The sequence below is a fragment of the Prosthecobacter sp. genome, from assembly GCF_020439865.1.
GTDB lineage: Bacteria > Verrucomicrobiota > Verrucomicrobiia > Verrucomicrobiales > Verrucomicrobiaceae > Prosthecobacter.
Window position 1 is genome coordinate 1 of record NZ_JAGRPF010000101.1, and the last position, 23,123, is coordinate 23,123.

The 23,123-nt window shown below is 59.9% G+C and carries 21 protein-coding genes; 12 read left to right on the forward strand and 9 right to left on the reverse strand.

From position 1 onward, the window contains the following. Nucleotides 1-80: 80 nt before the first annotated feature. Complete coding sequence (locus KDL09_RS10700) at nt 81-1,145, forward strand: toprim domain-containing protein (RefSeq protein ID WP_294384636.1); 1,065 nt, start codon at nt 81-83, stop codon at nt 1,143-1,145. A 25-nt stretch (nt 1,146-1,170) separates the two neighbouring features. Continuing rightward, a complete protein-coding gene (locus tag KDL09_RS10705; RefSeq protein ID WP_294384639.1) occupies nt 1,171-1,458 on the forward strand; it encodes a hypothetical protein in 288 nt (95 codons plus the stop codon). Between the two features lie 46 nt (nt 1,459-1,504). Here the strand turns inward: KDL09_RS10705 and KDL09_RS10710 are convergent, their stop codons facing one another. Together KDL09_RS10710 and KDL09_RS10715 are read right to left on the reverse strand one after the other, a co-directional pair. Beyond that, complete coding sequence (locus KDL09_RS10710; RefSeq protein WP_294384641.1) at nt 1,505-1,957, reverse strand: hypothetical protein; 453 nt, start codon at nt 1,955-1,957, stop codon at nt 1,505-1,507. A 43-nt stretch (nt 1,958-2,000) separates the two neighbouring features. Then, nucleotides 2,001-2,246 carry a hypothetical protein gene (locus KDL09_RS10715; protein WP_294384642.1) on the reverse strand — a complete coding sequence of 82 codons (246 nt, stop codon included), beginning with the start codon at nt 2,244-2,246 and terminating at the stop codon, nt 2,001-2,003. Between the two features lie 77 nt (nt 2,247-2,323). On the opposite strand from KDL09_RS10715, the gene KDL09_RS10720 reads away from it, so the two are divergent. The 4 genes from KDL09_RS10720 to KDL09_RS10735 are packed head-to-tail and all read left to right on the forward strand — an operon-like array spanning nt 2,324 to nt 8,033. Beyond that, the gene (locus KDL09_RS10720; RefSeq protein ID WP_294384643.1) at nt 2,324-2,575 is read left to right on the forward strand and encodes a helix-turn-helix transcriptional regulator; all 252 of its coding nucleotides are present in this window, start codon (nt 2,324-2,326) and stop codon (nt 2,573-2,575) included. Nucleotides 2,576-2,595: 20 nt separating this feature from the next. Next, nucleotides 2,596-3,303: a hypothetical protein gene (locus KDL09_RS10725; RefSeq protein WP_294384644.1), complete on the forward strand. Its 708-nt coding sequence runs from the start codon at nt 2,596-2,598 to the stop codon at nt 3,301-3,303. Next, nucleotides 3,300-6,434, forward strand: coding sequence for a type IV secretion system DNA-binding domain-containing protein (locus KDL09_RS10730; RefSeq protein WP_294384645.1), 3,135 nt, complete (start codon nt 3,300-3,302; stop codon nt 6,432-6,434). The genes KDL09_RS10725 and KDL09_RS10730 overlap by 4 nt, the downstream gene beginning before the upstream one ends. Before the next feature lie 45 nt (nt 6,435-6,479). Continuing rightward, nucleotides 6,480-8,033 carry a recombinase family protein gene (locus KDL09_RS10735; RefSeq protein WP_294384646.1) on the forward strand — a complete coding sequence of 518 codons (1,554 nt, stop codon included), beginning with the start codon at nt 6,480-6,482 and terminating at the stop codon, nt 8,031-8,033. Here KDL09_RS10735 and KDL09_RS10740 read toward each other — a convergent pair. Continuing rightward, the gene (locus KDL09_RS10740; RefSeq protein WP_294384647.1) at nt 7,951-8,310 is read right to left on the reverse strand and encodes a cupin domain-containing protein; all 360 of its coding nucleotides are present in this window, start codon (nt 8,308-8,310) and stop codon (nt 7,951-7,953) included. The two genes, KDL09_RS10735 and KDL09_RS10740, sit on opposite strands and share 83 nt — an antisense overlap. 30 nt (nt 8,311-8,340) lie before the next feature. Here KDL09_RS10740 and KDL09_RS10745 point away from each other — a divergent pair, with 30 nt between their 5' ends. Genes KDL09_RS10745 through KDL09_RS10755 form a run of 3 tightly spaced genes read left to right on the forward strand, consistent with a single transcriptional unit; the run spans nt 8,341 to nt 10,706 of the window. Then, the gene (locus KDL09_RS10745; RefSeq protein WP_294384648.1) at nt 8,341-9,144 is read left to right on the forward strand and encodes an SDR family NAD(P)-dependent oxidoreductase; all 804 of its coding nucleotides are present in this window, start codon (nt 8,341-8,343) and stop codon (nt 9,142-9,144) included. 24 nt (nt 9,145-9,168) lie between these two features. Then, nucleotides 9,169-9,807, forward strand: a complete 639-nt coding sequence (locus KDL09_RS10750; protein WP_294384649.1) for a hypothetical protein — start codon at nt 9,169-9,171, stop codon at nt 9,805-9,807. Nucleotides 9,808-9,815: 8 nt separating this feature from the next. After that, the gene (locus KDL09_RS10755; RefSeq protein ID WP_294384650.1) at nt 9,816-10,706 is read left to right on the forward strand and encodes an N-acetylmuramoyl-L-alanine amidase-like domain-containing protein; all 891 of its coding nucleotides are present in this window, start codon (nt 9,816-9,818) and stop codon (nt 10,704-10,706) included. 44 nt (nt 10,707-10,750) lie between these two features. Here the strand turns inward: KDL09_RS10755 and KDL09_RS10760 are convergent, their stop codons facing one another. The 4 genes from KDL09_RS10760 to KDL09_RS10775 form a co-directional block, all read right to left on the reverse strand. Further along, nucleotides 10,751-12,838, reverse strand: coding sequence for a hypothetical protein (locus tag KDL09_RS10760; protein WP_294384652.1), 2,088 nt, complete (start codon nt 12,836-12,838; stop codon nt 10,751-10,753). Nucleotides 12,839-13,015: 177 nt separating this feature from the next. Then, nucleotides 13,016-14,644, reverse strand: a complete 1,629-nt coding sequence (locus tag KDL09_RS10765) for a PrsW family glutamic-type intramembrane protease (RefSeq protein WP_294384654.1) — start codon at nt 14,642-14,644, stop codon at nt 13,016-13,018. Nucleotides 14,645-14,651: 7 nt separating this feature from the next. Beyond that, a complete protein-coding gene (locus tag KDL09_RS10770) occupies nt 14,652-14,966 on the reverse strand; it encodes a hypothetical protein (RefSeq protein ID WP_294384656.1) in 315 nt (104 codons plus the stop codon). A gap of 18 nt (nt 14,967-14,984) precedes the next feature. Beyond that, nucleotides 14,985-15,452 carry a GNAT family N-acetyltransferase gene (locus KDL09_RS10775; RefSeq protein WP_294384657.1) on the reverse strand — a complete coding sequence of 156 codons (468 nt, stop codon included), beginning with the start codon at nt 15,450-15,452 and terminating at the stop codon, nt 14,985-14,987. Between the two features lie 328 nt (nt 15,453-15,780). On the opposite strand from KDL09_RS10775, the gene KDL09_RS10780 reads away from it, so the two are divergent. From KDL09_RS10780 to KDL09_RS10790, 3 genes are all read left to right on the forward strand, one after another. Continuing rightward, nucleotides 15,781-15,939 (forward strand): hypothetical protein, encoded by a 159-nt coding sequence (locus KDL09_RS10780; RefSeq protein WP_294384658.1) that lies wholly within the window; start codon nt 15,781-15,783, stop codon nt 15,937-15,939. Nucleotides 15,940-16,104: 165 nt separating this feature from the next. Beyond that, on the forward strand, nt 16,105-16,503 hold the full coding sequence (locus KDL09_RS10785) for a hypothetical protein (RefSeq protein ID WP_294384660.1): 399 nt from the start codon (nt 16,105-16,107) through the stop codon (nt 16,501-16,503). A gap of 379 nt (nt 16,504-16,882) precedes the next feature. After that, nucleotides 16,883-20,545 (forward strand): ATP-binding cassette domain-containing protein, encoded by a 3,663-nt coding sequence (locus tag KDL09_RS10790; protein WP_294384662.1) that lies wholly within the window; start codon nt 16,883-16,885, stop codon nt 20,543-20,545. 12 nt (nt 20,546-20,557) lie between these two features. On the opposite strand, the gene KDL09_RS10795 is transcribed toward KDL09_RS10790, so the two are convergent. Together KDL09_RS10795 and KDL09_RS10800 are read right to left on the reverse strand one after the other, a co-directional pair. Then, complete coding sequence (locus KDL09_RS10795; RefSeq protein WP_294384663.1) at nt 20,558-22,435, reverse strand: thioredoxin family protein; 1,878 nt, start codon at nt 22,433-22,435, stop codon at nt 20,558-20,560. A 92-nt stretch (nt 22,436-22,527) separates the two neighbouring features. Then, on the reverse strand, nt 22,528-22,767 hold the full coding sequence (locus tag KDL09_RS10800) for a CDGSH iron-sulfur domain-containing protein (protein WP_294384666.1): 240 nt from the start codon (nt 22,765-22,767) through the stop codon (nt 22,528-22,530). Nucleotides 22,768-23,123 lie beyond the last annotated feature (356 nt).

The following is a 23,123-nucleotide window of genomic DNA, read 5'->3' on the forward strand; positions in this document are numbered from 1 at the left end:
CAAGCCGCCTGATACCATGAGCCGTGGAGGTGTTTGCAAAACGCAAACATCCCGCAAACACCAACACAGCTCATTCACATATGGGAAGACCCTTCATTGACTTCACGGCGGTCAAAGCCGCCGTGACCTTCGCGCAGGTGCTGGAGCATTACGGCCTCACAGCCAAAATGCACCGCACTCGCAACGGCGATGGCCTCGACGGCCCTTGCCCCATCCACCCTGAAGCCACCGGCAAAGACACGTTCAAAGTGACGCTCAGCAAGAACTGCTGGTTCTGTCATCTCTCCGCATGCAAATGCGGCGGCAATCATCTCGACTTCGTCGCGAAGATGGAGAACTGCGATGCCCACGAAGCAGCGCTGAAAATCGACCAGTGGTTCAACCTCGGGCTGGCTGGCAAAGCGGACTCACCTCCGCCACGTCAACAGCAAGGAGGCTCAGCCGCACCTTCACGCCCATGGTCTGGATCACCTCCGGCCCATGGAAACCGACCTCAATCTGAGACTCGTGCCGAGCCACTGGAACCGGTGGAAGAGCTAGGCGAAAACGCACCTCTGAGCTTCAAGCTGGAGAATCTAAAAACGGATCATGCCTATCTGACCGAGCGAGGACTCACCCCGGCAACGGTGGCGGAGTTTGGTCTCGGTTTTTGTGCCAAGGGCACCATGTCCGGGCGGATCGTCATCCCCATCCACAACAGGGACAGCGAACTCGTCGGCTACGCAGGTCGCTGGCCGGGACAACCACCTGATGATCGACCGAAATACAAGCTGCCCGCTGGATTCCGCAAAAGCGCCGAGGTTTTCAATCTCGACCGCGCTTCCAAGGAGGAAAAAGGGCTGCCGTTAATCGTCGTCGAAGGTTTCTTCGATGTGATCAAGCTCTGGCAGCTCAGCTTTCGCCGGGTCGTCTCCATCATGGGCAGCTCTCTCTCCGCAGCGCAGGAAACGGTGCTCGTGGAGGCATCCGAAGGCAGAGCGGGCATCATCTTGATGTTCGACGAGGACGAGGCTGGACGCATGGGGCGTGAAAAGGCCCTCGTGAAGCTGGCGAGGCGGTTGTTTGTCCGGGTCGTGCCGCTTCCCCAAGAAGGAGCCCAACCGGATCACCTGACCGAGAACGAACTGCACGCTCTGCTGGACTGAGAACCCATGACTGAAGACCTCTGCCATGTTCATTCTCTATCCACAGACCGCCCGGTTCGCCATGGGCCAGCTTTTTGCCACGCCCGGTGTTCTCGCCGAAGTCTCCACAACAGACATCTCCTCCGCCCTCGCACGACATGCGATGGGTGACTGGGGCGAACTCTGCCAGGAAGACATTGATGAGAACAATCGAGCGCTCGAAGAGGGCTCTCGGCTGCTGTCCGCCTACAGCACGACCAGCCAGGTGAAGTTCTGGATCATCACGGAATGGGATCGTTCCGTGACGACCGTTCTCTTGCCCAGCGAATACTAAAAACACCCGCCTCGGAGTTCATCCGGGCGGGCTTTTTGTTTGGAGATCATTTGAGGAGCAGTTCATCGACGAACTGACGGAAGTCGCGGTCGAAGAAGGCTTTCCGCTCCTCCCACACATGGCGCGGCACAGGCCGCCCGAAGAAGTTCCGAATGTCTTTTTCCAGTCCCTCCAGGCTGGACACCTCCCTGCCTTCGATGGCTCGATACCAGCAGTGCAGATGAAACATCAGCAGCATGACAAACTGAGCTTCTTCAGCCGTGACGGGCTTGGTGTAGAGATCGGCTTTTGGGTCGCGGATTCGGGCGAGTTTGGGATTCTTTTGGCTTTCCTCCCAAATGTCCCGGTGCTGCTCAGTGAGCCGGACAAGATTGTTCAGACGGCGTGAGCGGGTATCTTCTCGAAAACTCAATGCCGTAAAAGCCAAGCCGGAAATGATTCCAACTGCTGAGAGCAGATCAAAGGCATGAAGTCCGATCCAAGCGACGATGTGGGCCATGATGCGCCCATTGTATCACAAGCGGAGTGACTCAGGCCAGATGTCAGGCTTTGGCTGGAATGTCAGCCTTGGCATCGACCAAGATGCGGCGAGGCACACGGACGATCCGTTCATCAGGCCCACACCCTGCGGTCGCAGGCAGGAGCGGTTTGGCTGCATCCGTCATGTCGATGCCGATGATGGCGAAATCGCCATCAGCCAGCTCCCAGATGTCAGGACAGTTTTCCAAGGCCGGGGTGCTTTGACCGTTGGCGTGAGGGTCAGGGCCGATTCTGCGGAGGAAGGTCATGGCAGGTGAATGGGTTTGTGAGGCATCATATCTGCTCTCATTTTGGAGGCAAGGCGATTTTCTGGCAAAACTTGAGGGTGAACAAGCCCCTCCACGGCAAACGATCCAAGATCTTCTGCGAGCACATACGTTCGCTGCGGGAGAAAGCTGGCATGACGCAGCGTGATCTCGCCACGGCGCTTGGTCGTGAGCATGGGATGGTGGCAAGGATCGAGCTGGGCGAGCGACGCGTGGACTTGATCGAAGCCTTTGATTTGTTTGAAGCTCTCGGGGCCGATCCCGGCCGCGAAGTTCAAGAACTGATGAAAAAGTTCAACGCCGCCGCGTAAACCATCCACCCCGCTGACCTATGCTTGGCCTTTGGAAAAAGCGCAAACCGGAGGAACTCCGGCCACCGACCTACACCCTGGTGGATGACTTTCAGACATCCTCTGATTCGTTCTACCAGAGCATCGAAGAAGAGCTTCAGCAGCGAAAGGTTCCGGGACTGGAGCTGATGCGCCTGGATTATCGGGAGGGTGGCATGCTTTCCTCGAAGCGTGACTACCTGCGGATGAGGCGGGAGCGACTCACTTTCGATCTCTGCTCTGCACCTTTCGGAACATCTTGGTTCTTCTCGTATCGCTTCTGCGAGATACCCGCGCCGTTCCCTTTCTGGCAGTTCCTCGTGCTGCTCTTGCTGCTGAGCGGTCTAGTCGTTGGCTATCTGGCTCTCTTTGGCATGGTCTGGGGCGGTGTCACCATCGGGATGACCATCTTGGGTTTTATCCTGCTGCTGCGAAACACGCTGACGCTCGGGCTCGAGGACTTCGATGCATGGCTGCTGACGGTTCCTGTGTTCGGAAGGCTCTACGAAATCCTTTTGCGGAAGGAGACATTTTTCCGGCAGGACACCCGCCTCATGTATGTGGAAATGGTGGAGCGAATCATTAAAGCCAAGATCAACGAAGTCACGGCTGCCGAAGGGATTGAGAAGGTCGAGTTCATCGAAGCAAGGCCCGACATGCATCCCTTGCTCGCCCGAATGGTGCAAGTGCCCTCGCGAATGAGTGTATGACGACCCCCCACGAACAGCTCTCAGCGCAGTATTTGCAGTGGGAGCTGCGGGGGCGTGGCTGGTTCATTCATCCCGAAGCAGTCGGATTGGAACCGCCATTTGAGAGGTTTACCGGCTACCGACTGCGTGCGGAAGGCGTGACGGACGATGTTCGCCGCCCCTCCCTGATGGAGCGTGCGCTGAGCAAGGCTGGCCGGTGGTTCAACACAGAGAAAATCCACGTCGATGAGACCGAGGACACGGCTTCGGAAGAGGAAGTGACCACCTGGAGCCGGGGCTTCTGCCATGAAATCGCGCTGACTTTTCCGAGGGTTCCCCGCTATCGGCGTGAGCAGATGGATTCGTTTTTGAGGCTGTGCCGGTCCTGCCGAGAGCCGGTGGCATTCGAGATTCTAGCCGACCAGCGAGAGATCGGTTTCCAGTGGGCATTCAGTGAGGAGGATGCATCTCAGCTTCAAGCGCAGACCGAGACGCACTTCCCTGGCTGTGTCACCCGCCCAACCGAAAACCTTCTGCATTCAGCCTGGGAGCGAACCGGGCGTTTTTATGCTGCGGCTGAGATTGGTTTGGGACGCGACTTTTTGCTCTCTCTCGAAACTGGGAAGAGTGATCTGCTCCCCGGATTGATCTCAGCCATGTCCGGCTTTGCCGACAAGGAGATGGGATTGTTTCAGGTGATCTTCGAGCCTGCCACGGCGGCATGGGGTGAGAGCATGGTGCGAGTTTCGACTCACGCAGATGGCACCCCTGTTTTCAGGAACCACGCTGAGCTATCGCGTGAGGCATCACAAAAGGCGCGGAGTCCGCTGTTTGCCGTGGTATTGCGGCTGGTGACGTGCGCCGAAAATGGCGCACGCGCATGGGCACTTTTGGCTCCGATGATGGCAGCGCTGAATGCGCTCGCTCGACCGGGCGGCAATCATCTCGTCCCGCTGGCGGCAGATGAGTATCCAGCGGAGGCTCAGGAAGAGGACCTGCTGAATCGACAGACTCACCGTTGGGGGATGCTGCTTTCGCAGGAGGAACTGCTCAATCTCATCCGCCTTCCCGATGAGTCGCTGGTGTCGAAGAAGTTGCGGCAGGACACCGGGCGCAGTCGTGCTTACTCAGGTGAACGCGACGGTGGCTTGTTCCTTGGTTGGAATGACCACGCCGGCCAGCGTAGCAACGTTTTCCTGACCACCGATCAGCGGGTGCGGCACATGCACGTCATCGGCGGCACTGGGACGGGCAAAACGACGTTCTTGATGAATCTGATCCGCCAGGATTTGGAGAGTGGTGATAGCTTTGCTCTGCTAGACCCGCATGGAGATGTGACCGAGCGGCTGTTGGCACTGGTGCCAGCGCATCGACGCGATGATGTGGTGCTCGTCGATGCTAGCGATGAGGCATTCAGCATTGGCTTTAACATTCTCCGGGCGACCACGGACTACGAGAAAACGCTGCTGGCGTCCGACCTCGTCAGCGTATTCCAGCGCCTCAGCACTAGCTGGGGGGATCAAATGACCGTGGTGCTCCGCAACGCCATCCTCGCCTTTCTGGAGCACCCCGAAGGTGGCACTCTGGCGGATGTACAGCGTTTTCTTCTGGAGCCGGAGTATCGCAGCAAGGTGCTCGAAGGAGTGACCGATGCGGATGTGGTCTATTACTGGAAGAAGGGCTTTCCCCAACTCGGCGGCAGCAAATCCATTGGGCCAGTGCTGACCAGATTGCAGACCTTTCTCTCACCCAAGCCAATTCGCTACATGGTGAGCCAGCGCGATACCAAGCTGGACATCCCGGCGATCATGGACTCGGGCAAAATTCTCCTCGTCAAACTGCCCCAGGGATTGATGGGCACTGAAAATAGCTACCTTCTCGGCTCGCTGATCGTTTCCAAACTTCAGCAAGCTGCCATGGCTCGGCAACGCCTTCCTGAGAACCAGCGCAGGCTTTTCACATTGTATGTGGATGAGTTTCAGAACTTCATCACGCCGTCCATGGCCGAGATTTTGTCGGGAGCGCGGAAGTATCGGCTGTCCTTGGTTTTGGCGCATCAAGAGCTGGCGCAGCTCAGCAGAAATGACGCCGTGGCAAGTGCGGTGCTGGCAAATGCCGGAACGCGAGTGGTGTTCCGTGTGGGAGATTCCGACGCGCGCGAGCTGGCGAAGGGATTCGCACACTTTGAGGCCGACGCTCTTCAAAGTCTCGGAATCGGAGAGGCCATCGTGCGCATCGAGCGAAGCGATCAGGATTTCAATGTGCGCGTTCCCTTTGATTCCATCGACATGACGGGAGACGATCAGGTGCGCGAGGATGTGATCGCTAGATCCAGAAGTCGATACGGGACGCCACGAAGCGAGATCGAGGCAGCAGAACGGCAACGGCTTTGTGCGCTGACAGCACCTTTGCCCGCGAAGAGCCAGCAACCGGCAAAAGCCCAAGAGCCACCCACTCCTGTCACAGTCGAGCCCTCAGTGCCCGATCCTGAGCTTGTTCCACCGATTGCCGTAGAAGTCCCACCTCATGCTGAGGCACCCCTTGAACCGCCCCAATACGAAACCACCACCCTCAAAGCTGATCTGGAGGAACTGGGACGCGGTGGGGACATCCACAAGGCCGCACAGGCCGAGTTCAAGCGGCTGGCTGAGGCGCGGGGCTTTCGAGCCACGATTGAACGTCAGCTCCCCGGCTCGCTCGACACGGTGGACATCTACCTGGAACGGGATGGCCTCAGCATTGCCTGCGAGGTTTCCGTGACGAACACACTCGAATACGAGATGAAGAACGTGACCAAGTGCCTCCGTGCAGGCGTGGCGCAGGTGCTCGTTTTGACCGTCGATGAGACCAAACACCAGCGGCTTAGCGCGGCCGTCAGCAGCCTGCTCTCGGCTGAGGATCAAAAGCGGGTGCTGTGCCTGATGCAGGCCGACTTTGTCGCCTTTCTGGATTCCTGCCGAGCTGCGCCCGCCCCCGAGCCTCCTCCACCATCCGCAGCCAGCAGTTCCAAAGTCGTGAAAGGATGGAAAGTGCGAACCAACGCCGTTCCAACTCCAAGCGAGGACGTGAATGCACTGGAAAAGGAACTCGCCGCGACGATGGCGGAGAACCTTCGCCGACGGAAGACCAAGAAGCGCGGTGAGAAGAAGTAGAGGCGCTGACTTGAAAAAGAAGGGGTACGATGTTAAAGGCAATACATGAGTAAAACTTTGCCTATTTGCGAAAGTGGAGCCAAACGGGTTGGGATCTGGATTCGCGTCTCCAGCGAGGAGCAGGCCGAGGGTGACAGCCCGGATCATCACCGCGTCCGGGCGGAAATGTATGCCACCTCGCGGGGATGGAAGGTTCTCGAAATCTATGACCTCGCAGGGGTAAGCGGCAAGAGCGTGGCCGACCACCCGGAGGCCAAACGCATGATGGCTGACGTGAAGCGCGGGCACATCCAGGCGCTCGTCTTTTCCAAACTCGCCCGCCTGACCCGCAATGCGAAGGAGTTGATGGAGTTCAGCGAGTTCTTCCAGACCCACCAGGCCGATCTCGTGTCGCTCAGTGAGAGCATCGACACGAGTTCACCCGCCGGGCGGCTGTTTTTCAATCTGGTCGGCTGCATGGCCCAATGGGAGCGAGAAGAGATCGCCGACCGGATCAAGAGTTCTGTTCTTGTTCGCGCAAAGATGGGCAAACCGCTCAGCGGTAAGGCCCCTTATGGCTACATGTGGAAGGACAAGAAGCTCGCGGTGAACCCGGACGAAGCTCCCGTGCGCAGGCTGATCTATGAGCTTTTCGACGAGCACAAGCGAATCAAAACCGTTGCCCGGATGCTGAATCAACGAGGCTACCGCACCCGGAACAAAAAGAAGTGGTCGGACACGGCGGTGCGCTTCCAGCTTCGCGATCCCACGCCCAAGGGCATCCATCGCCGCAACTACAGCACCAACATCGGCGGCAAGAAGCTCGTCAACAAACCTGAGAGCGAACACATTTTCAATGAGGTCGAGGCCATCGTCTCTGCCGAGCTATGGGAACGGTGCAACGCCTGCCTGGACGCCCGTTACATGAAGCGCGAGCGCCGTCCCAGCAAGATGCCCGCTCATATCTTCAGCGGCTTCGTCGCCTGCCACTGCGGGGCCAGGATGTATGTGCCCATGCGCACGCCGAAATACACCTGCCAGAAGTGCCGCAACAGCATCTCATGCCAGGACTTAGACGAGATTTTCATGGAGGAGGTCAAGGGCTACCTCGTGAAACCGGACAACATCCAGGCCTACCTCAAAAAGGCCGGAACCGCCCTCTCTGAAAAGCAGTCGCTGCACGAACAGCGGCGGAAGGAGTCCGAAAAGCTCACGCAGGACACCGAGCGCATGCTCCGGCTCTATCTCGATGGCAACATCGGCGCGGAGGACTTCAAAAAGTTCAACCAGCCGCTCAGCGACCAGCGATCGCAGCTCGACGAAGAACTGGCGCGCCTCCAAGCCGAGATTGACGTTCTCAAAATCGACAACCTCTCAAGTGAACAGATGGTCTCCGAGGCCATCGACCTGCATGCCCGCTGGCCTGAGATGAGCCTCGAAGAAAAACGCCGCGTCGCCGAACTGATGGTGCGCAGCATCGTCGTGGGCGACGGCGAGATCGAATTCAACCTTGTTCAGCTTCCCAGCTATCAAGAATTCACAAATTGGCAAAATACGTATCTTCGTGCGAGTAGGGCGGCGCGCAGCAGCAAAGGAGACGCAGCGTCTGTGACGCGGTGATCTGATGCCATGCACCGGACGGAATGAGAACCGCATCGCCGGGAACGACGGCGCGAGTTTCTCCGTCGATCTCCATGGTTCCCTGCCCTTCGAGGATGAAGTAGAACTCTTCGCTGAGCCTGTGGTAATGGCGCTCGGTGGGCTGCCCGACAGGAACGACAGCCTCAGCGAGGCTCTGATTCTGCACCGGAGCATTCGTGCGGTCGAGGATGCTGCGAATGGTGCTGCCGTCCTTCGTGGTGAAGGGACTCTGAGTGGAAAGCTGGTTGATGGTCATGCGCATTCTGTGTTACTGCTGGGAAAGCTTATGGCGAACGGATTTCCTCTCGAAAACTGCCGTGCGGTGATCACCGGGGCATCCTCCGGTCTCGGCGCTGAATTTGCACGACAACTGGCTTCCAAAGCAAGCACGCTGGTGCTGGTTGCGCGGCGAGCTGATGCGCTGGAGGCCGTGAAACAGGGGATCGCATCTTCGCCAGCAACCATCCTCTGCTGTGCTGCTGATCTGGCCACGGACGAAGGACGCGATCAACTGCTCGCCTTTCTCACCACGAATGGGGTGAAACCCAACCTGCTGATCAACAACGCCGGGATGGGAGACTACGGCAGTTTCGCGAGTTCTCCGATCGAGAAGACGCGAACCCAGCTGGAACTCAACATCACAGCCTTGTCGATGCTGACGCATTCCCTGATTCCCGTTTTGCAAAGCCCCGCCGGAATCTTGAACGTCAGCTCCCTGGCAAGCACCTTGCCCATGCCCAACCTCGCGGTGTATGCGGCTTCCAAAGCCTATGTGACCAGCTTTTCCGAGGCCCTGGCGATCGAACTCGCGCCACACGGCGTGACGGTGACCTGCGTCTGCCCCGGACCGACTCCGACCAACTTCAGCAAAACGGCAAGACGTGAAGATGGCAACGACACGAACCGCTCTGGTCAGAAGCTGCTGCGCATTCCGCCCCACAGGGTGGTCAAAGAGGCGCTTTCGGCACTTCAGAAAGGCCGGGTCTGCGTGTTTCCCGGGGTGGGAGTATCGATCGCCGGACGGCTGTTCCGACTGATGCCGCGCCGTCTGATCCGCTGGTCGCTCAAGCGACGGGCTGCCAAGGAATGATCGTTGCACAACGATGGCGGCAGGATGTACAATCATTTCGTGCGCTGCCCTGCCTGTCGAACCCTTGCCATTGAAACCGATGCCGCCTGCCGGCAGTGCGGGTTCTCGCTTGAAGTGGCGGACCGAACCTTTGGCATCGCCCCGGCCTTGCAGCGTCCCATCTCGGACACCACGGGCGTGATGGGTTCTTTTGCCCGGAGGCGAGTGGAGAGCGTGATCGCCCAGGTGGAGCGGCGTTTTCCCCAGCTCACAATTGCCGCAGTGCTGATCGACGTGCCGCAGCAGGCCCCTCTGGTGCCCTATGCGTTCTGGATCTTCAATCGCGGGCGGCTTTCCAGCGCCGTGGAGAAAGGCGGCGAAAACCGGCTGGTGATGTTGCTCATCGACACGAATTCGGACCGGGCAATCGCCATGGTGGGCTACGGACTCGAACCCTTCATTCAAGAAGTCCACCTGCAATCCTGCCTCCAGGCGGCGCAACAACCGCTGCGTGGCCGACAGGCTGGCCCGGCCATCGAATCCTTCGTGCGGGAATTGGACCGACAACTCGGCGACTTGTGCATGCTGGTACCGAAACAGTTCGGTCTCGTGCACGATGTGCAATGGCTGGATGCCGGTGCTCCGGGAGAAGAAGCTGTCGGACTGGCGGAAAACCTGTATTGATGCTGCGCATGATGAACCGACGACACTTTCTTCATCTGAGTCTGCTGGGAGGAACCGCCTCTCAGCTTGCAGCGGCGGAGCATCTCTCACAAAGCGTGACCTTCCTCGGAGTGGACAAATTTCAACAGGTGGTTGCCCGGGCACTGGCTGAAAACTGGGCTGCGCTGCCGATGGGTGCGCGGGTGGCACAGTTCGGACAGGCTTTGCGCGGCACCAAGTACGTCGCATGGACCTTGGAGATCGACGACCAGATCGAGTCACCGTCAGTCAACTTCAACGGACTCGACTGCTGGACGTTCTTTGAGATCGCCCTGGGGCTGGCGCGCATGGTCGCCAGGCGCCAGGGTTCGTATGCGCCGTCCGACCTGCTGCGACAAATCGAATGGACGCGCTATCGTGGCGGCAAGTGCCGGGGGCAATATCTAGATCGCATTCACTACCTGGACGAATGGTTCACCGACAATGCCGCCCGGGGCAACATCCGCAATGTCACGCGTGACGTCGGCCCGGTGGTGCGCCTGACGGGACGCAGCAATGATGAGATGTCGTTGAACCCAAAGCTCTACCGCTACCTGCGTGCAAATCCGTCACTGGTGCCCGCGCTGGCGCAGATCGAGAAAAAGCTGGAACGCGTGCCGTTTGATTTCATTGCGAAGGCTCAGGTCGCCGCCTGCGAGCCGCGCATTCAAAGCGGCGACATCATTGGCATCGTCACCAACCGCCAGCACGTGTTTTGTTCGCATGTCGGCCTGGCGCTTAGAACCGGCGATGGGGTGTGCCGCTTCATGCACGCATCAGCGACCTATAAAAAGGTGGTCGTGGACAAAACGATCCATGAATATCTGAACACCTTCAAAAGCCACGCGGGCATCATCGTTGGACGTCCACGTGACGTCTGAGTTGCACCCGGAGGGAGCCGGAGGGCGGACCGGGTGCTCTCAACTTACTTGTCGAAGAACGACTCTTCTTCGCGGTCGCTGACCTTGAGATAGCGGTAGTAAATCTCGAGTTGAAGCGTGCAGAGACACTGGCGGTAGATCTCGTCTGCCGCGTCGCCGGAAGGCCAGTTCGGACGGCCGCGCTTGAAAGAGCCGTCCGCCTGCTGGGCGCCGAGGATCTGCGGCAGGAACTGCTGGTTGTAGAACTTCCAGTCCTCGCCTCCCTGCTGGAAAAACGCCTGGGTGTAGTAGTACCAGCAGTAGAGGTTGCAGTTCTTGTTCCAGTCGAGCGGTTCGGCGGTGATGAAGTCACGCAGGAACTTGACGCCCTTCTTGATTGCCGTGGTCTTGCCCTTGGCCATCGTCTGCAAACCAAGAATGCCCACGCCGGAAAGGCTCCACTGGTTGTAGTGTGCGTCCCGATTCGCACCGCCAAACCCACCGTCCTTGGTCTGCTTGTCTTCAAGGTATTTGGTCATTTTGGTGATCGAGCTGTGCAGCCCATCAATCTTCAAACCGGTGTTTTTCGCGGCCTTGAGGGCCTGGAACTGCCAGCCGGCCACCGAAAGATCCTCGCGGCTCTTCTTGCCTGCATAGAAGCCGGTTTCCTGGTCATACACCCAGCTCCCGCTGTCCTGCTGGTTGTCGATGATGATCTTCACACCTTGCTCAAAGGCTTCGCGCATGCCCGGAAGCGACTTGCTGCCAAGACGCGCCAGCGTGTACATCTCACCCAGAGCATACGTCGCAATGCCGTGCTCATAGACGGGAGCATTGCCTTTGGCCGCCTGGCTGAAGAGCTTGTTCTTATTGGTCTTTTGCGTCTCGATGAGGAACATGATGCCCTTCATCACGTTGTCTCCGTAGAACGGCGACTCTGGCGTCTCACAACGGCCCAGGAAGCACAGCAGCGCCAGTCCGGTCATCGCGCACTTGTTGTTGCGGCCCCAGGAGCCGTCGGCGTTCTGCTTGCCCTTCAGCCACTCCAGCGACGCGCTCACAGCAGCCTCGCACTCCGGCGTCCCGCCGTTCTGCCTCAGCTTCTCCAAACGTTCCTGCGTCGAACAGCGGCTGCGCATCGATGGCGGCAGCGTCACAAACCCTGCTGCTCCTCCCATCCCCATCCCTTTGCCAAATCCACCACCAGCCCCGCCGGTGCCAAACCCTCCGCTCGCTCCCAGCGCTCCTCCGCCCATCATCGCGCTCACATCCGGCATGTCCAGCGCGTCCGGCGGCGCCTCTGGCAGCGTGATCGCCGAGTTCATGCTCGTGCTCACCAGCTTCTTCATCGGCATCGTCTTGTTGATCGAACTGCGCTTCTTCTGCTGCACCTTGTGCTGCAGGTCCGCACTCGCCTGCGCCCCCTGCGCCGTCCCGCCTCCCGGCAGGAAGTCCACCTGCTTGTCCAGCACCCCGGTGGTGAACACGATGAACAACGCCGCAATGCCCAGCCCCACGTGAATCAAAATGCTCAGCAGCAGGGAGCTCGCCCCCGCCTTGCGCCACAACTGCACGAACTTGTTGGGCGGCGGCCCCGTCTCAATGTGCGTGAGCGCTGGCGGATGAAACACCTCCCCTTCGTGATGCTCGACCAGCACAGGAGCCTCCGCTTCGTCCACCGGTGCGGCGCTCATCACCATCGGTGCGCTTGGCGCAGGCATGGCAGGCACCGCCCCTGAGGGAACAGGCATCGCCGGAGCCACGCCGGAGGGCACCGGCATCGCCACTGGCACGGCGGCGCTTGCCGGTTTGGGAGCCGCAGGAACCGCGCCGGTCGAGGGCGCAGGCGGCGGCGGCATCGCAGGCATCGGCATCGTGGGCATCGGATAGCCCGGCGGATAGCCAGGCATCTGCGGCGGATACCCCTGCGGCATCGGATAGCCCGGCGGATAGCCCTGCGGCATCGGATAACCCGGCGGATACCCCGGCATCTGCGGCGGATAGCCTTGCGGCATTGGATAGCCCGGCGGATACCCCGGCATCTGCGGCGGATAGCCCTGCGGCGGCATGTAGCCCGGAGGCAGCGGCTGGGTCGCTCCCGGGTGCGGGGGCTGCGGCGGATTCTGCGGTGTTCCTGGCTGCTGCGGATTCATGATAATAAAGGGATTGTACGAGCGGAGATTACACGTTCGTCGATGCCTCCGACAAGGTGAATTTACGGCCGCAACAAAAACGAACTCTCAGGTCGGAGTACGTTTCTTGAGTCCTGGGGCTGCTTTGTCGCATATGTGGCTCCATGGCGGGAGAGTTTTGGGCTGGAAGCGGGCAGTTCACGCGTTTTCAAATTTTCGCCAGTACAGCAGAGCGATGGGGATCATGGAAAGGCATTCCTGACCAGCGGTGGCGATGCCTTCCATGGATCGCGAGGTCCAGGCGCCGAGGATGAAAGAGAAGGCGATGAGTACGGCTGATCCGAAGGTGAAGACGGCCCGGGGTGCAATGGTCAGGCGCACGGGACGTGTTTCTTCTCCGAGGAGATCGATGAAACGCGCGGCGCTGACCACCAGAACGATGATCGAGAGCCAGCCGTTGTCATCGAGAGTGCCGGTGGCGAGATAGTCGTAGCCTCCGTGGGCGGCGACCGCGAGAAGGAAGGTGGCGATGAATTCATCCGCCCTGGCAAAGCGCGTTAGCAGCATGCGGTAGAGGCTGTGCGCGCAGATGCCGGTGAGCGAGATGTGCAGGAAGTTGGCGGAGAGAAAACGCGTCCAAGCGATGGTGCCGCCGAAGTCCTGATAGTAGCCGATGTTTTCTTCGAGTGAGAAACCGAGGCCCACAAAGGCGCCAGTGAGCAGGGCGAGGCCCGGCTGGCGTCGCCACATCAGCCACGGGAGGAACAACGCGAAGAGGAGGAGCTTGCAGCCTTCCTCACGCAGGCCGACGCCCACGAGATAATAAATCAGATCGTGCGGGAAAGGGGCGTCGGCAGTCATTCCCTGCACAAACTCCTGATAGGCGAGGACCGTGAGCGTGGGCCATACGCTGGCCACCCCGGCCATGAGAGCCACGATAGGACGCGCCCAGCGCCAGCGCTCGTGATCGCTGTGTTGCACGAGAATAAAGTACCACAGCGCCGCGACGAAGAAGGCAAGTGTGAGCATCCCATAAGGGATTTCGTTGATGCGGTGGCGGATGAGCCCGTGCCATTGCATCCAGACATCCCCGAGCAGCGCTCCGGCATGATGCTGAAGCAGTGGGTGGCAGTGCTCGATCCACCCGGTATGGGCGGCGATGGTGCGCAGCAGATTGAGATCGCGCAGGTTGATCGCGAGACGCACGGCTTCTTCACGTGCAGCGGAGGCGTCTGCGAAGTTCAGCCCCTCAGTGTAGAACGCCTGCATGGCACCCGGGATGTTGTTACCGCGCCTCTGCACGCTCCCCGCCAGTTCAGCGGCCAGCATTTCGGGTGGCGTCGCGAGTGCTTTGCTCTCCAACCGTTCGAGTGCGGGCATGTCTGCATCGAGCGTCGCAGCGAGGAAATCTCGGAACAAACCAACGGGCGCGTCGGTGGTGGCGTGCTGTCGTATCAACTCCGCGACGTCATAGCCTCCGAGCTTTCCGTCACTGAGAAAACCTTGGAATGCGCCTGCTTCGTCTCCTTCGACCAGCTTCGGGATCTGCGCCAGCAGCATGCGCAGCCAGGTGGCGAGTTCGCGCGGTTGCGGGGCGGTTTCATGCCGCAGATGATGAAACTCCTCGTGCAGGTGACTCAGCGCGGGCGAGACCGCGAAACTCCCGGCGGGCTCGCCCGATCGAACGCTCCCGATCACGATCACACAGGCGATGATCATGCCGACGGCAATGATGGCTGCTGAAGTGCGAAGAAGAAAACGGCGGTTGCGTGTCAGGTAGTGCGTGCGCGCACGCCAGCCGTGAAAAGGAGAGCGGTCATGACTCATGCTGGATTTAGTCGTCCGCTTTTTTCCACCAGTCGGGGGATTGTTCCCAAGGAGCACGTGACTCCTGCTCCGGAGGGGCGGGCGCCGTGTGTGCTTCCTGCCTCTCCGTCTCACCGTCCAGTTCCATGAGCAGCTTCACATGCGGCTCTGGTTTGGTTGTGCGCCGCCAGATGACCCAGGCCCACATGGCAAAGGCTCCAAGCAGAAAGAAGAGCGTGCCGAGCGTAAAGAGCACGAACCAGTCGGAGGCCTCCACCCATTCACGCGAAATCTTCACCGTGCCGCTTTCGGGGCGTGCGAGAAAGGCGAGGCGCGCGTGCATGATTGCGGACCGTTGAGCTTAGATGTCGTGGAAGACGAGCCGCATCGGGATCATCTTGGAGAACTGGAAACCGTGCTGCTGGAAGAACGACTGCGAGTCGGCACTGATGCGGTCGGTGAGCAGCGTGATGCGGCGGAACCGTTTCTCACGCGCAAACTCGATGGCATGCTTGAGCAGGCGTCCGCCATATCCCTGGCGGCGGTGCTGCGGGTGGACGATCACATCCTCCATGATGAGCACCAGCCCGCCCTCCGCCGTGCTGATGGTGAAGAGCAGGTTGAGCATGCCGATGATCTTGTGATCCGTGCGCAGCACAAAGATGCGACCACGGTTCGGCTGCTCGAGAATCAAACGCAGGCCGTGCTCCTGTTTGGAGCGGTCCGGATTGAAGTCCTCTTCTTCGCTGAAGAGCGCAATAAGCAGTTCCACAAGCTGTGGAAGATCTTCGATGGTTGCCGGTTCGATGTGTGGTTCGGTGTCGGACATTGGTTTTTAGGATAACGGGGTCGGGGACAAAGGCAATGCGTTCAATGCCACGGATGCCGCAAGTTTTCGAAACCGGTTGCACACAAAGAATCATGCCGGTGGCGTTGGAGCCATGAAACTCCTGCTCTCGACGGGGGTTGTACCTCCAGCATCCAACCCACACAACCCACTCAAATGAAACCCAGAACCAACCAATTCACCTGCCTTTGTGGCGTCGTCGCTCTCAGCGTCGCCGCACTTCAGGCACAGGATTCAAAACCACCGGCAGACAGACCTGCCGCAGAGACACCGCGGACAGAAAACAATCGTCCTCCTGCTCCTGAACGACGTGACCAGCCACAACGCGATGGTGCACGCCGCGATGAAAGCGGCCCTCGTCCTCAAGCGACGCGCGGTCCTGAGCGCCGTCCGCAGATGGATGGTCGTCGCGATGCTGATCATCCGCGCGGTGACCAGCCTCAACGTGATGGACAACGCGGTCCCATGACTCCTCCTCGTGACGGCGGTCGGGGGCCAGACAAAGCCGCAGGCGCTGAAGGATTTCGTCGCCCGCCGATGGATGGCCCGCGCGATGGGGATCATCCGCGGGGCACTCCTCCGCAGCAGGGAAATCGTGGGCCGGTGATTCCGCCCAAAGACAACCCTCGCGGTCATGATCACGCGGGAAGTCCGGAAGCATCTCGTCAGCCTCAAGGGCCACGTGGAGATGATCGCGGAGTTCCTCAGCATGGTCCACAGGGCCGTGGGCCGCAGAACTTTGCACAGCGTGGTGGATTTGGACCGCCGCCTGGGCGCGGAGGATTCCGTTCGCCTCCTGGTGGCCCGCATGGCAGGCCGATGGATCGTGGTGGTCGGGGAATGTTGGGGCGCGGAACTGAACGCCGGTTTGAAGGCCGGCCGCAACCACAGCAATTCGGCAGTCCGCGTCAGGGCGGAGGATTCTCAGGTCCACGTGGCCCCGGAGCGGGCGCTCCACCACCACGCGGTCACTTTGGTCACCGCGAAGGCGGACGCGGCCCGGGAGGACCGGGACAGTTCCGTCGTCCGATGACTCCTCCGCATGCAGGGATGCGTGGCGGGGATCGCGGTCCTGGCCCGTCGCCTCGTGGTGGTCCAGGAGTCAAGCCTCCGTTTCAACGCGGCGGTGAAGGCGGGCATCGTCCGCCTCCCATGAATCGCGACCAGCGTGGCCCGGCATCGATGCCGCCCGGACCGCGCGGCGAGGATCGTGGGCGCGAAGGTCCGCCGCGTGACAGAAGTGTGTGAATGAAAGGATCTGCTTAAATCAATCTCAGGCGGCCCGGGCAACCGGGCCGTTTTTTTATGCATGTGAAAGCTCATTCGCACCTCGTGGGTTGTGTTTGTGCAAACGAACTCCATAATCGCCCCCGACAGCCGGAACATCTGCGGCCCGTCACGACACCCACCGCATGAGCTTGGTCAACAAACCCGCCAAATCCTCCTTTTCCAATCCGCAGGATGCTGCGAGCGGCGATCATGGTTCGGCGGTTCAGCCTTGGTGGTCGCCGCGTCGATGGGCGCATCTTTGGAACGGCCGGAGTTCGGTCTCGGCAGCCTCCGCCGCCACAGCAAACACGATGCTGCCGGTGCTGATCGAGGTGTTTGCCGCCTTCAGCAAGCTGGACGGCAACATTGAAGAGGAGGAAGTCGAATCCAGTCTGGGATACCTCCGCTATGATTACCCGGAGGCGATTTACGCCGACATGCGCCGTCTCTACTTTGAGGCGCTGCAGGAGCCGCAGGATCTGTCCCAGCGTGCGAAGGAACTCAGCCAGAAGCTCTCGCAGGAACAGAAAATTCTGCTGGGCGTGCAGTTGTATCTCCTCATTTCACGCGCGCAGCAGAATCAGCGGCAGATGGTGGAGTTTTATCTCTTCATGACGAATCTGGGCATCGCCGCCCAGGCCATCGACATCGTTTATCAGCTCAACGCCGGAGACAAACCGCCGGAGGAAGGGTTTTCTACCAAGGGCGGCCAGCCGCTCGACACGCTGCGCATTGGCGCCACGAAAAACTGCGACGTGTTGCTGCGCTCGTTGTCTGACGATTGCTCGGTCGTGGCCTTCCGGTTTCAAAACCTCGTGCTGCTCAAGAACACCGGCAGCATTTCCATTCTGGTTCGCAGCCGCCGTCAGCCTCCGGGGGAATTCTCCCGTCTCTATCCCGGCGAGCGCGTGGTGCTGGAGGACGTGACGCTCGACTACAACGACCTGATCACCTACTTCAACTCGAAGAAGACACTCTCGGGAACGCAGATTTACCTCACGCTGACGGACAGCGGCAGCGCGGAAATCGCGCCTCATCGCATGCGCGGCACAAACCTGAGACTGAGCTTTGGTCTCGGCGTTACCGTCGAAGCACTACGCACGACGCAGGCCACGCTGAACGGCGTGGTGCTCAGCAGCGGCACCATCGTGGAGGCCAGCATCGAGGACAGCATCATCGCTCACGGCGAAGTGGAGATTGCGCTGCGCGATCTGCGTGTGCGTGCGCAGGAGTTTGGCGGGCAGTTCCGTCTCGAAGGCAGTCGCAATACTTATCTCGTCTCAAACAAGCCCGAATTGCTTGATGAAGGCGACATCCTTCTCTCCGAGGATACCGACGGTGAGATCCTCCTGCGCATCGAGTGCAACTACGCACAGAAAACTGGCGTGCTGGAAGTGCTGCGCTCGTCGCGGCCGCTTTACATCGGCCTGATTCCGGTGCGAGATCGCATCACCCTCAATGATGGCGACACCATCACGTTGGGAGAAGGGCAGTATCTGCGCTGCCATTTTGCCGACCGCATCATCGAGGAGGAACGCAACACGGTGCGCCAGATCGAGGTGCGCGAACTCAGCCATCGTTTCGACGGCCGTGACACGGCGCAGGACGGCGTGAGTTTCATCGCCCGCCGCGGGGAAATGATCTGCGTCATGGGGCCGAGCGGTTGCGGCAAGAGCACGTTGTTGCGCATTCTTGGCGGTCAGTTGAAGCCCAAGGGCGGGGAAGTGCTGATGAACGGTCTCGCCCTGTACGACAACCTGCACAACATCACGCCCTACATTGCCTACATCCCGCAGGAGGACGCCTTTGATCCGCTGTTGAAGGTGCAGGAGAATCTCGACTTTTCCGTGGCGGTGCGTTGTCCGCACCTGAAGACCGAGGAACGTCGCAAACGTGTCGATGCGAAGCTCGCGGAACTTGGCCTGGCCGATCTGCGCAATCGTCTCGCAGGCACGCCGCAGCAGAAGTTCCTCAGCGGCGGCGAACGCAAGCGACTCAACGCCGGTCTCGACATGATCGGCATTTCGGACGTCTATCTGTTCGATGAGCCGACGTCTGGCCTGTCTTCAAAGGACAGTGAACATGTTCTTGAGATCATCCGCAGCCTTGCGCGCAACAAGATCGTCATCACCTCCATCCATCAGCCGAGTTCGCGGCTGCTGCAGATGTTCGACAAGGCGCTGTTGCTCGATAAAGGCGGCAAAATGGCCTACTACGGCACGCCGCAGGGCATGATCGAGTACTTTTGGCGGGTGTATCACACCGAAACCGGGCAGGCAGGCGATGCGGAGGCGCAGCCGCCAGACAAGCTCACTCCTGACTTCGTTTTCGACGTGCTGGAGACGCCGCTGCGCGACATCAGCGGTGACATCATTCAGGAGCGCAGCGCTGACGGGCATCTCGTTGCAGCGCGGCGCTTTCCGCCGAACTTCTGGCGCGATTCATATCAGCGGCATCTCATCATGGAGAGCATGGCGAAGCAAAAAGCCGCTCCCGGCAGCACGAGCCTCATCGCACGTCCGAAGCGGGATGAGAGTCAGAGCGCGAGCCGCATGCGCAGCACGCCAAAGCCGCCGAAGCATACCTTCCGCGAGGAAAGCATCTTGTTTTTCACGCTATTGAAGCGTGCGTTTCTCAGCAAGCTGCGCAATCGCGCCAACCTGCTCACTACGCTGCTGGAGGCGCCGCTGCTGGCCTGGCTCATCGCCAGCGTGCTCAAGTACTCCGAGGAGGCGCACTACACCTTCGCCACCGCGTTCCATATTCCGACGTACCTCTTCATGAGCCTCGTTGTGGCGATGTTTCTGGGCCTCACAAACAGCGCGGACGAAATCATCCGCGACCGCCATACACTGAGCCGCGAGCGCAATCACAACCTGCGCACGTTCTACTACCTCAGTGGCAAGATCATTTCGCTTTCCGCCTTCGCGCTTCTGCAATGCGTGATCTACCTGCTCATCGGCAACTGGGTGCTCGAGATTCGTGACATGTTCTTCATCCACCTGTGGTGGATGTTCCTCACCTCGCTGACGGGCGTCTGCCTCGGGTTGTTCATCTCCAGCATCGTTTCGGACAATCGCACCGCGGTGAATGCCATCCCGCTCATCCTGATTCCGCAGATCATCCTCGGCGGGGCGTTGATCAAATACGAGGAGATGAACAAGAACCTCGACCTCGTTTATTCCGTGGGGCGGTGGCTCAAGAAGGCCGGCAATGACGAGGAAAACGTCAGCAAGCTCAAGGTTCCGTTCATCTGCCAGTTCATGCCGCTTCGATGGTCGTATGAGGGGATGGTCATTTCCCAGTCGAAGCTCAATCCTCTGACGAGGAATCAGGATTTTCTCGACGAGCGCATTCAATCGCTGCTGCCGCCGTCTGGAGTGGACATGAGTGATCGACAGCGGCACGAGCTTGAACTGACCAAGCAGTCGCTGGCGGTGGTTTCCGGCCTCTATGCCGAGAATCCGCGGGAGATTTCGAAGCGCCTGGGTTCGATCCGTGATGCCGTGCTGAGCGGACGCATCGAGCCGCCGATGCTCGACAGCATGCTGGAGCAAAATGACGGTGTCAGCGCTGAAGAAATCTACGTGAACCGCAAGGTGCTCGACCTCGTCACCAAGGCGGAGATGGAACGCGAGGACTACCGCCGCAAAACAAGTCCCAATGTGTTCTTCGGCACGCGGAAGACTTATTTGGGCACCAAATACAACACGCTTTGGATCAACAGTGTTGTCATCCTCTTCACGCTCACGTTGATCATCGCTTGCGTGGAAATCAGCCTGAGAAGGCAGCTCACGAAGGTGTGATCAGGCTCCTTCTCACTTCTCCAACTTCTTCAACGCCGCGGTGACATTGTCCACGGTCAGCAGTTCATCGAGAATGAAGGGGTCCTCCACACCGGGAATGTAGAGCACGTTGACTGGAACGGCGCGTTTGCCGAGCGCTTCGAGCGCGAGTCGGATGGATTCGTCCGGATCCGACCAGTCGGCTTTGAGCGTGGCGACTTTGTGCTGCTTGAAAAGAGCCCGTAGTCCCGCGTTGGAATAGACGCGTTTGTTGACCTGGCAGGTCCAGCACCAGGAGGCGGTGAAGTCGATGTACACCGGCTGCTTGGCCGCACGCAAGGCGGCCACTTTTTCGGGAGACCACGTTTCCCAATGCAGGGCGTCGGGGTCTTTGGGATTGACCGTTTCGGTGGTGTGTGAACGTGCGGCGGACGCATCCGGCAGTCCAATCCACAGCCCGCCGACAACGGCCAGCAGCGCGAGCAGTCGCGCGATGGTCTGCGTGCGTGCGGATTTGTGAGGCAGCGCCCAGCGCCCGTAGATCCAGCAGCCCAGTGCGATGAGCACAAGACTGAGAATCGCAAACAACAGCGGCAGTCCTTCGATCTGAGTCGTCAGAACATAGAACATGAAGCCTACCGTGCCGAATAGTAGGAAGGACATGCCCTGCTTGAAACTTTCCATCCATGCTCCGGGCCGCGGCAGCGCGGAGATGAGGCCGGGGAAGATCGAAAGCAGCAGAAAGGGGCTTGCGAGACCGAGGCCGATCAACGTGAAGATCAGCATCGACTGCGATGCTGGCAGCGCGAGCGTGGCGCCCAGCGCGGTGCCAAGAAACGGTGCGGAGCAGGGCGTGGCGACCACCGTGGCGAGAAGGCCGGAAAAGAACGAGCCGCCGAGGCCGCTTTTGGACTGCAGGCCCGCGCCCACTCCGATGGCCGAAGTGCCAATCTCAAAGAGCCCCGCCATGTTCAGCGCAAACACGAGGAAGAAAGCGGCCAGGAAGAAATTGAAAGCAGGCGACTGAAGCTGCGAGCCCCAGCCTTTGTTCAGCGCGATGGCGATGCCACCCAGCGCCCAGAACGAAAGCAGAATGCCGACGGTGTACATCAAGCCGTGCAGCACGACCTTGCGGCGGTCTTCACCTGCCTGCTGCACCACGCTGGTCACCTTGATGCCCAGCACCGGGAAGACGCAGGGCATGATGTTCAGGATCAAACCACCGACGAAGGCGTATAGAAGCAGTTGTGTGAAGGGAAGGGGGGCGGATTTGGGAGCGACCGCCGGAGCGGTGGACGGCTTGACCTCGTCCTCCTTCGCTACGGTCGTGGCTTCAGAAGTTTTTTTTTCTGCGGGTGCCGGACTGCCGAAGACAGCTTTATTCGCAGCATTGGCTTCGGCGGTGGCGGCGATTTTCATCGAGAGCGCGATCTCTTTGATGAAAGGCATGCAGCTTTTGGGATCGCACACCAGCGCATCGACCTTCACCTTCAAGTCCACGCTGCTGCCGACGGCGGCGCTGGCCGGCGGTGTGATTTTTACCGGCAGGTAAGTGGTGCCATCGTATCCCTCGCTCATCTCGCCGCCCGTGGACGGAACCTTGTGTGTGGCGGGCCAGGGCAGTTCTTCGACCTGCCAGCCTTCGGGCAGCTTCCAGACCAGTTTCGTGGGTTTGCCCACGACTTCCGGTGGCAGAACTTTTCCGTATGTGTGGGAGTCCTTGGCATGCACCAGTTTGACCGCCGCCTGAAATGGTTGCCCGGGTGCGGCGGCCGTGACTTCGGCCACAAGTTCTGCCGTGACCCGCTGCGGCTTCGGCGCGGCGACCCCTTCAAAGCTGAACGTTTGCGCATTCAGGGCGGTGACAGCGAGCAGCGATGCGGCGAGGGAGAGGAAACAGCTTCGATTCATGGGTTGGAAAGGAATGGCAGGTAAGAGAACGCGTCGTGTGGGTTATTCCCATCACGACGCGTCTGGAAGTGAACTGATTCTGTGGAGAGTGTTTAGAGCGCCTTGTGGCTGCCGTCGCAGAAGGGCGGATTCTTGCTGTGCTTGCAGTTGCACAGCCACACCTTCTTTGCCTCCGGCAGGGTGAACTTCTTCGGACCGAAGCCGGTGCCTTTGTGGCTGCCATCGCAGTTCGGCTGATGCCCGCTCAGGCCGCAGGCGCACCACCAGTGGTCTCCAGCAGGCAGTTCGACAGCGACGGGTTGCTTCTCGTGAATTTTGGGGAGATTTTCCATGGCGCGAGTCTGGCAGGTGATGGAAGAAGCGTCAAGGCACACCCACGGTTCGTCGCCGTTGGTGAATCGACGAGGCCTCGGCGGTCCCGTGTCGGCTCTCGTTTGCGATGATGAGGTCGCGGCACGGCTTGCCGTTGGCCGCCGTCGCCGGACCATCGGACACTCCTCCAGGCCCCCACACCGGTTTCCTGCGTGATGGCCGGACGGGATCCGCATGATTCTGGAGCGCTCCGGGTCGCTTCCGGCAAAGCACTCCGCGGCTCCGGCAAAGGACGGCGTGAGTCTGGCAAGGAACTCGGCGGCTCCGGCAAACGACGGCGTGAGTCTGGCACGGAACGCCGCAGCTCCGGCAAAGG

Coding starts and splice junctions, on each gene's coding strand:
- KDL09_RS10725 (WP_294384644.1), top strand. CDS start 2,596: ATGCTTGGCCTTTGGAAAAAGCGCAAACCGGAGGAACTCCGGCCACCG.
- KDL09_RS10730 (WP_294384645.1), top strand. CDS start 3,300: ATGACGACCCCCCACGAACAGCTCTCAGCGCAGTATTTGCAGTGGGAG.
- KDL09_RS10700 (WP_294384636.1), top strand. CDS start 81: ATGGGAAGACCCTTCATTGACTTCACGGCGGTCAAAGCCGCCGTGACC.
- KDL09_RS10715 (WP_294384642.1), bottom strand. CDS start 2,246: ATGACCTTCCTCCGCAGAATCGGCCCTGACCCTCACGCCAACGGTCAA.
- KDL09_RS10755 (WP_294384650.1), top strand. CDS start 9,816: ATGATGAACCGACGACACTTTCTTCATCTGAGTCTGCTGGGAGGAACC.
- KDL09_RS10740 (WP_294384647.1), bottom strand. CDS start 8,310: ATGACCATCAACCAGCTTTCCACTCAGAGTCCCTTCACCACGAAGGAC.
- KDL09_RS10705 (WP_294384639.1), top strand. CDS start 1,171: ATGTTCATTCTCTATCCACAGACCGCCCGGTTCGCCATGGGCCAGCTT.
- KDL09_RS10795 (WP_294384663.1), bottom strand. CDS start 22,435: ATGAATCGAAGCTGTTTCCTCTCCCTCGCCGCATCGCTGCTCGCTGTC.
- KDL09_RS10735 (WP_294384646.1), top strand. CDS start 6,480: ATGAGTAAAACTTTGCCTATTTGCGAAAGTGGAGCCAAACGGGTTGGG.
- KDL09_RS10745 (WP_294384648.1), top strand. CDS start 8,341: ATGGCGAACGGATTTCCTCTCGAAAACTGCCGTGCGGTGATCACCGGG.
- KDL09_RS10770 (WP_294384656.1), bottom strand. CDS start 14,966: ATGCACGCGCGCCTCGCCTTTCTCGCACGCCCCGAAAGCGGCACGGTG.
- KDL09_RS10765 (WP_294384654.1), bottom strand. CDS start 14,644: ATGAGTCATGACCGCTCTCCTTTTCACGGCTGGCGTGCGCGCACGCAC.
- KDL09_RS10760 (WP_294384652.1), bottom strand. CDS start 12,838: ATGAATCCGCAGCAGCCAGGAACACCGCAGAATCCGCCGCAGCCCCCG.
- KDL09_RS10800 (WP_294384666.1), bottom strand. CDS start 22,767: ATGGAAAATCTCCCCAAAATTCACGAGAAGCAACCCGTCGCTGTCGAA.
- KDL09_RS10790 (WP_294384662.1), top strand. CDS start 16,883: ATGAGCTTGGTCAACAAACCCGCCAAATCCTCCTTTTCCAATCCGCAG.
- KDL09_RS10750 (WP_294384649.1), top strand. CDS start 9,169: ATGTACAATCATTTCGTGCGCTGCCCTGCCTGTCGAACCCTTGCCATT.
- KDL09_RS10775 (WP_294384657.1), bottom strand. CDS start 15,452: ATGTCCGACACCGAACCACACATCGAACCGGCAACCATCGAAGATCTT.
- KDL09_RS10785 (WP_294384660.1), top strand. CDS start 16,105: ATGATCACGCGGGAAGTCCGGAAGCATCTCGTCAGCCTCAAGGGCCAC.
- KDL09_RS10710 (WP_294384641.1), bottom strand. CDS start 1,957: ATGGCCCACATCGTCGCTTGGATCGGACTTCATGCCTTTGATCTGCTC.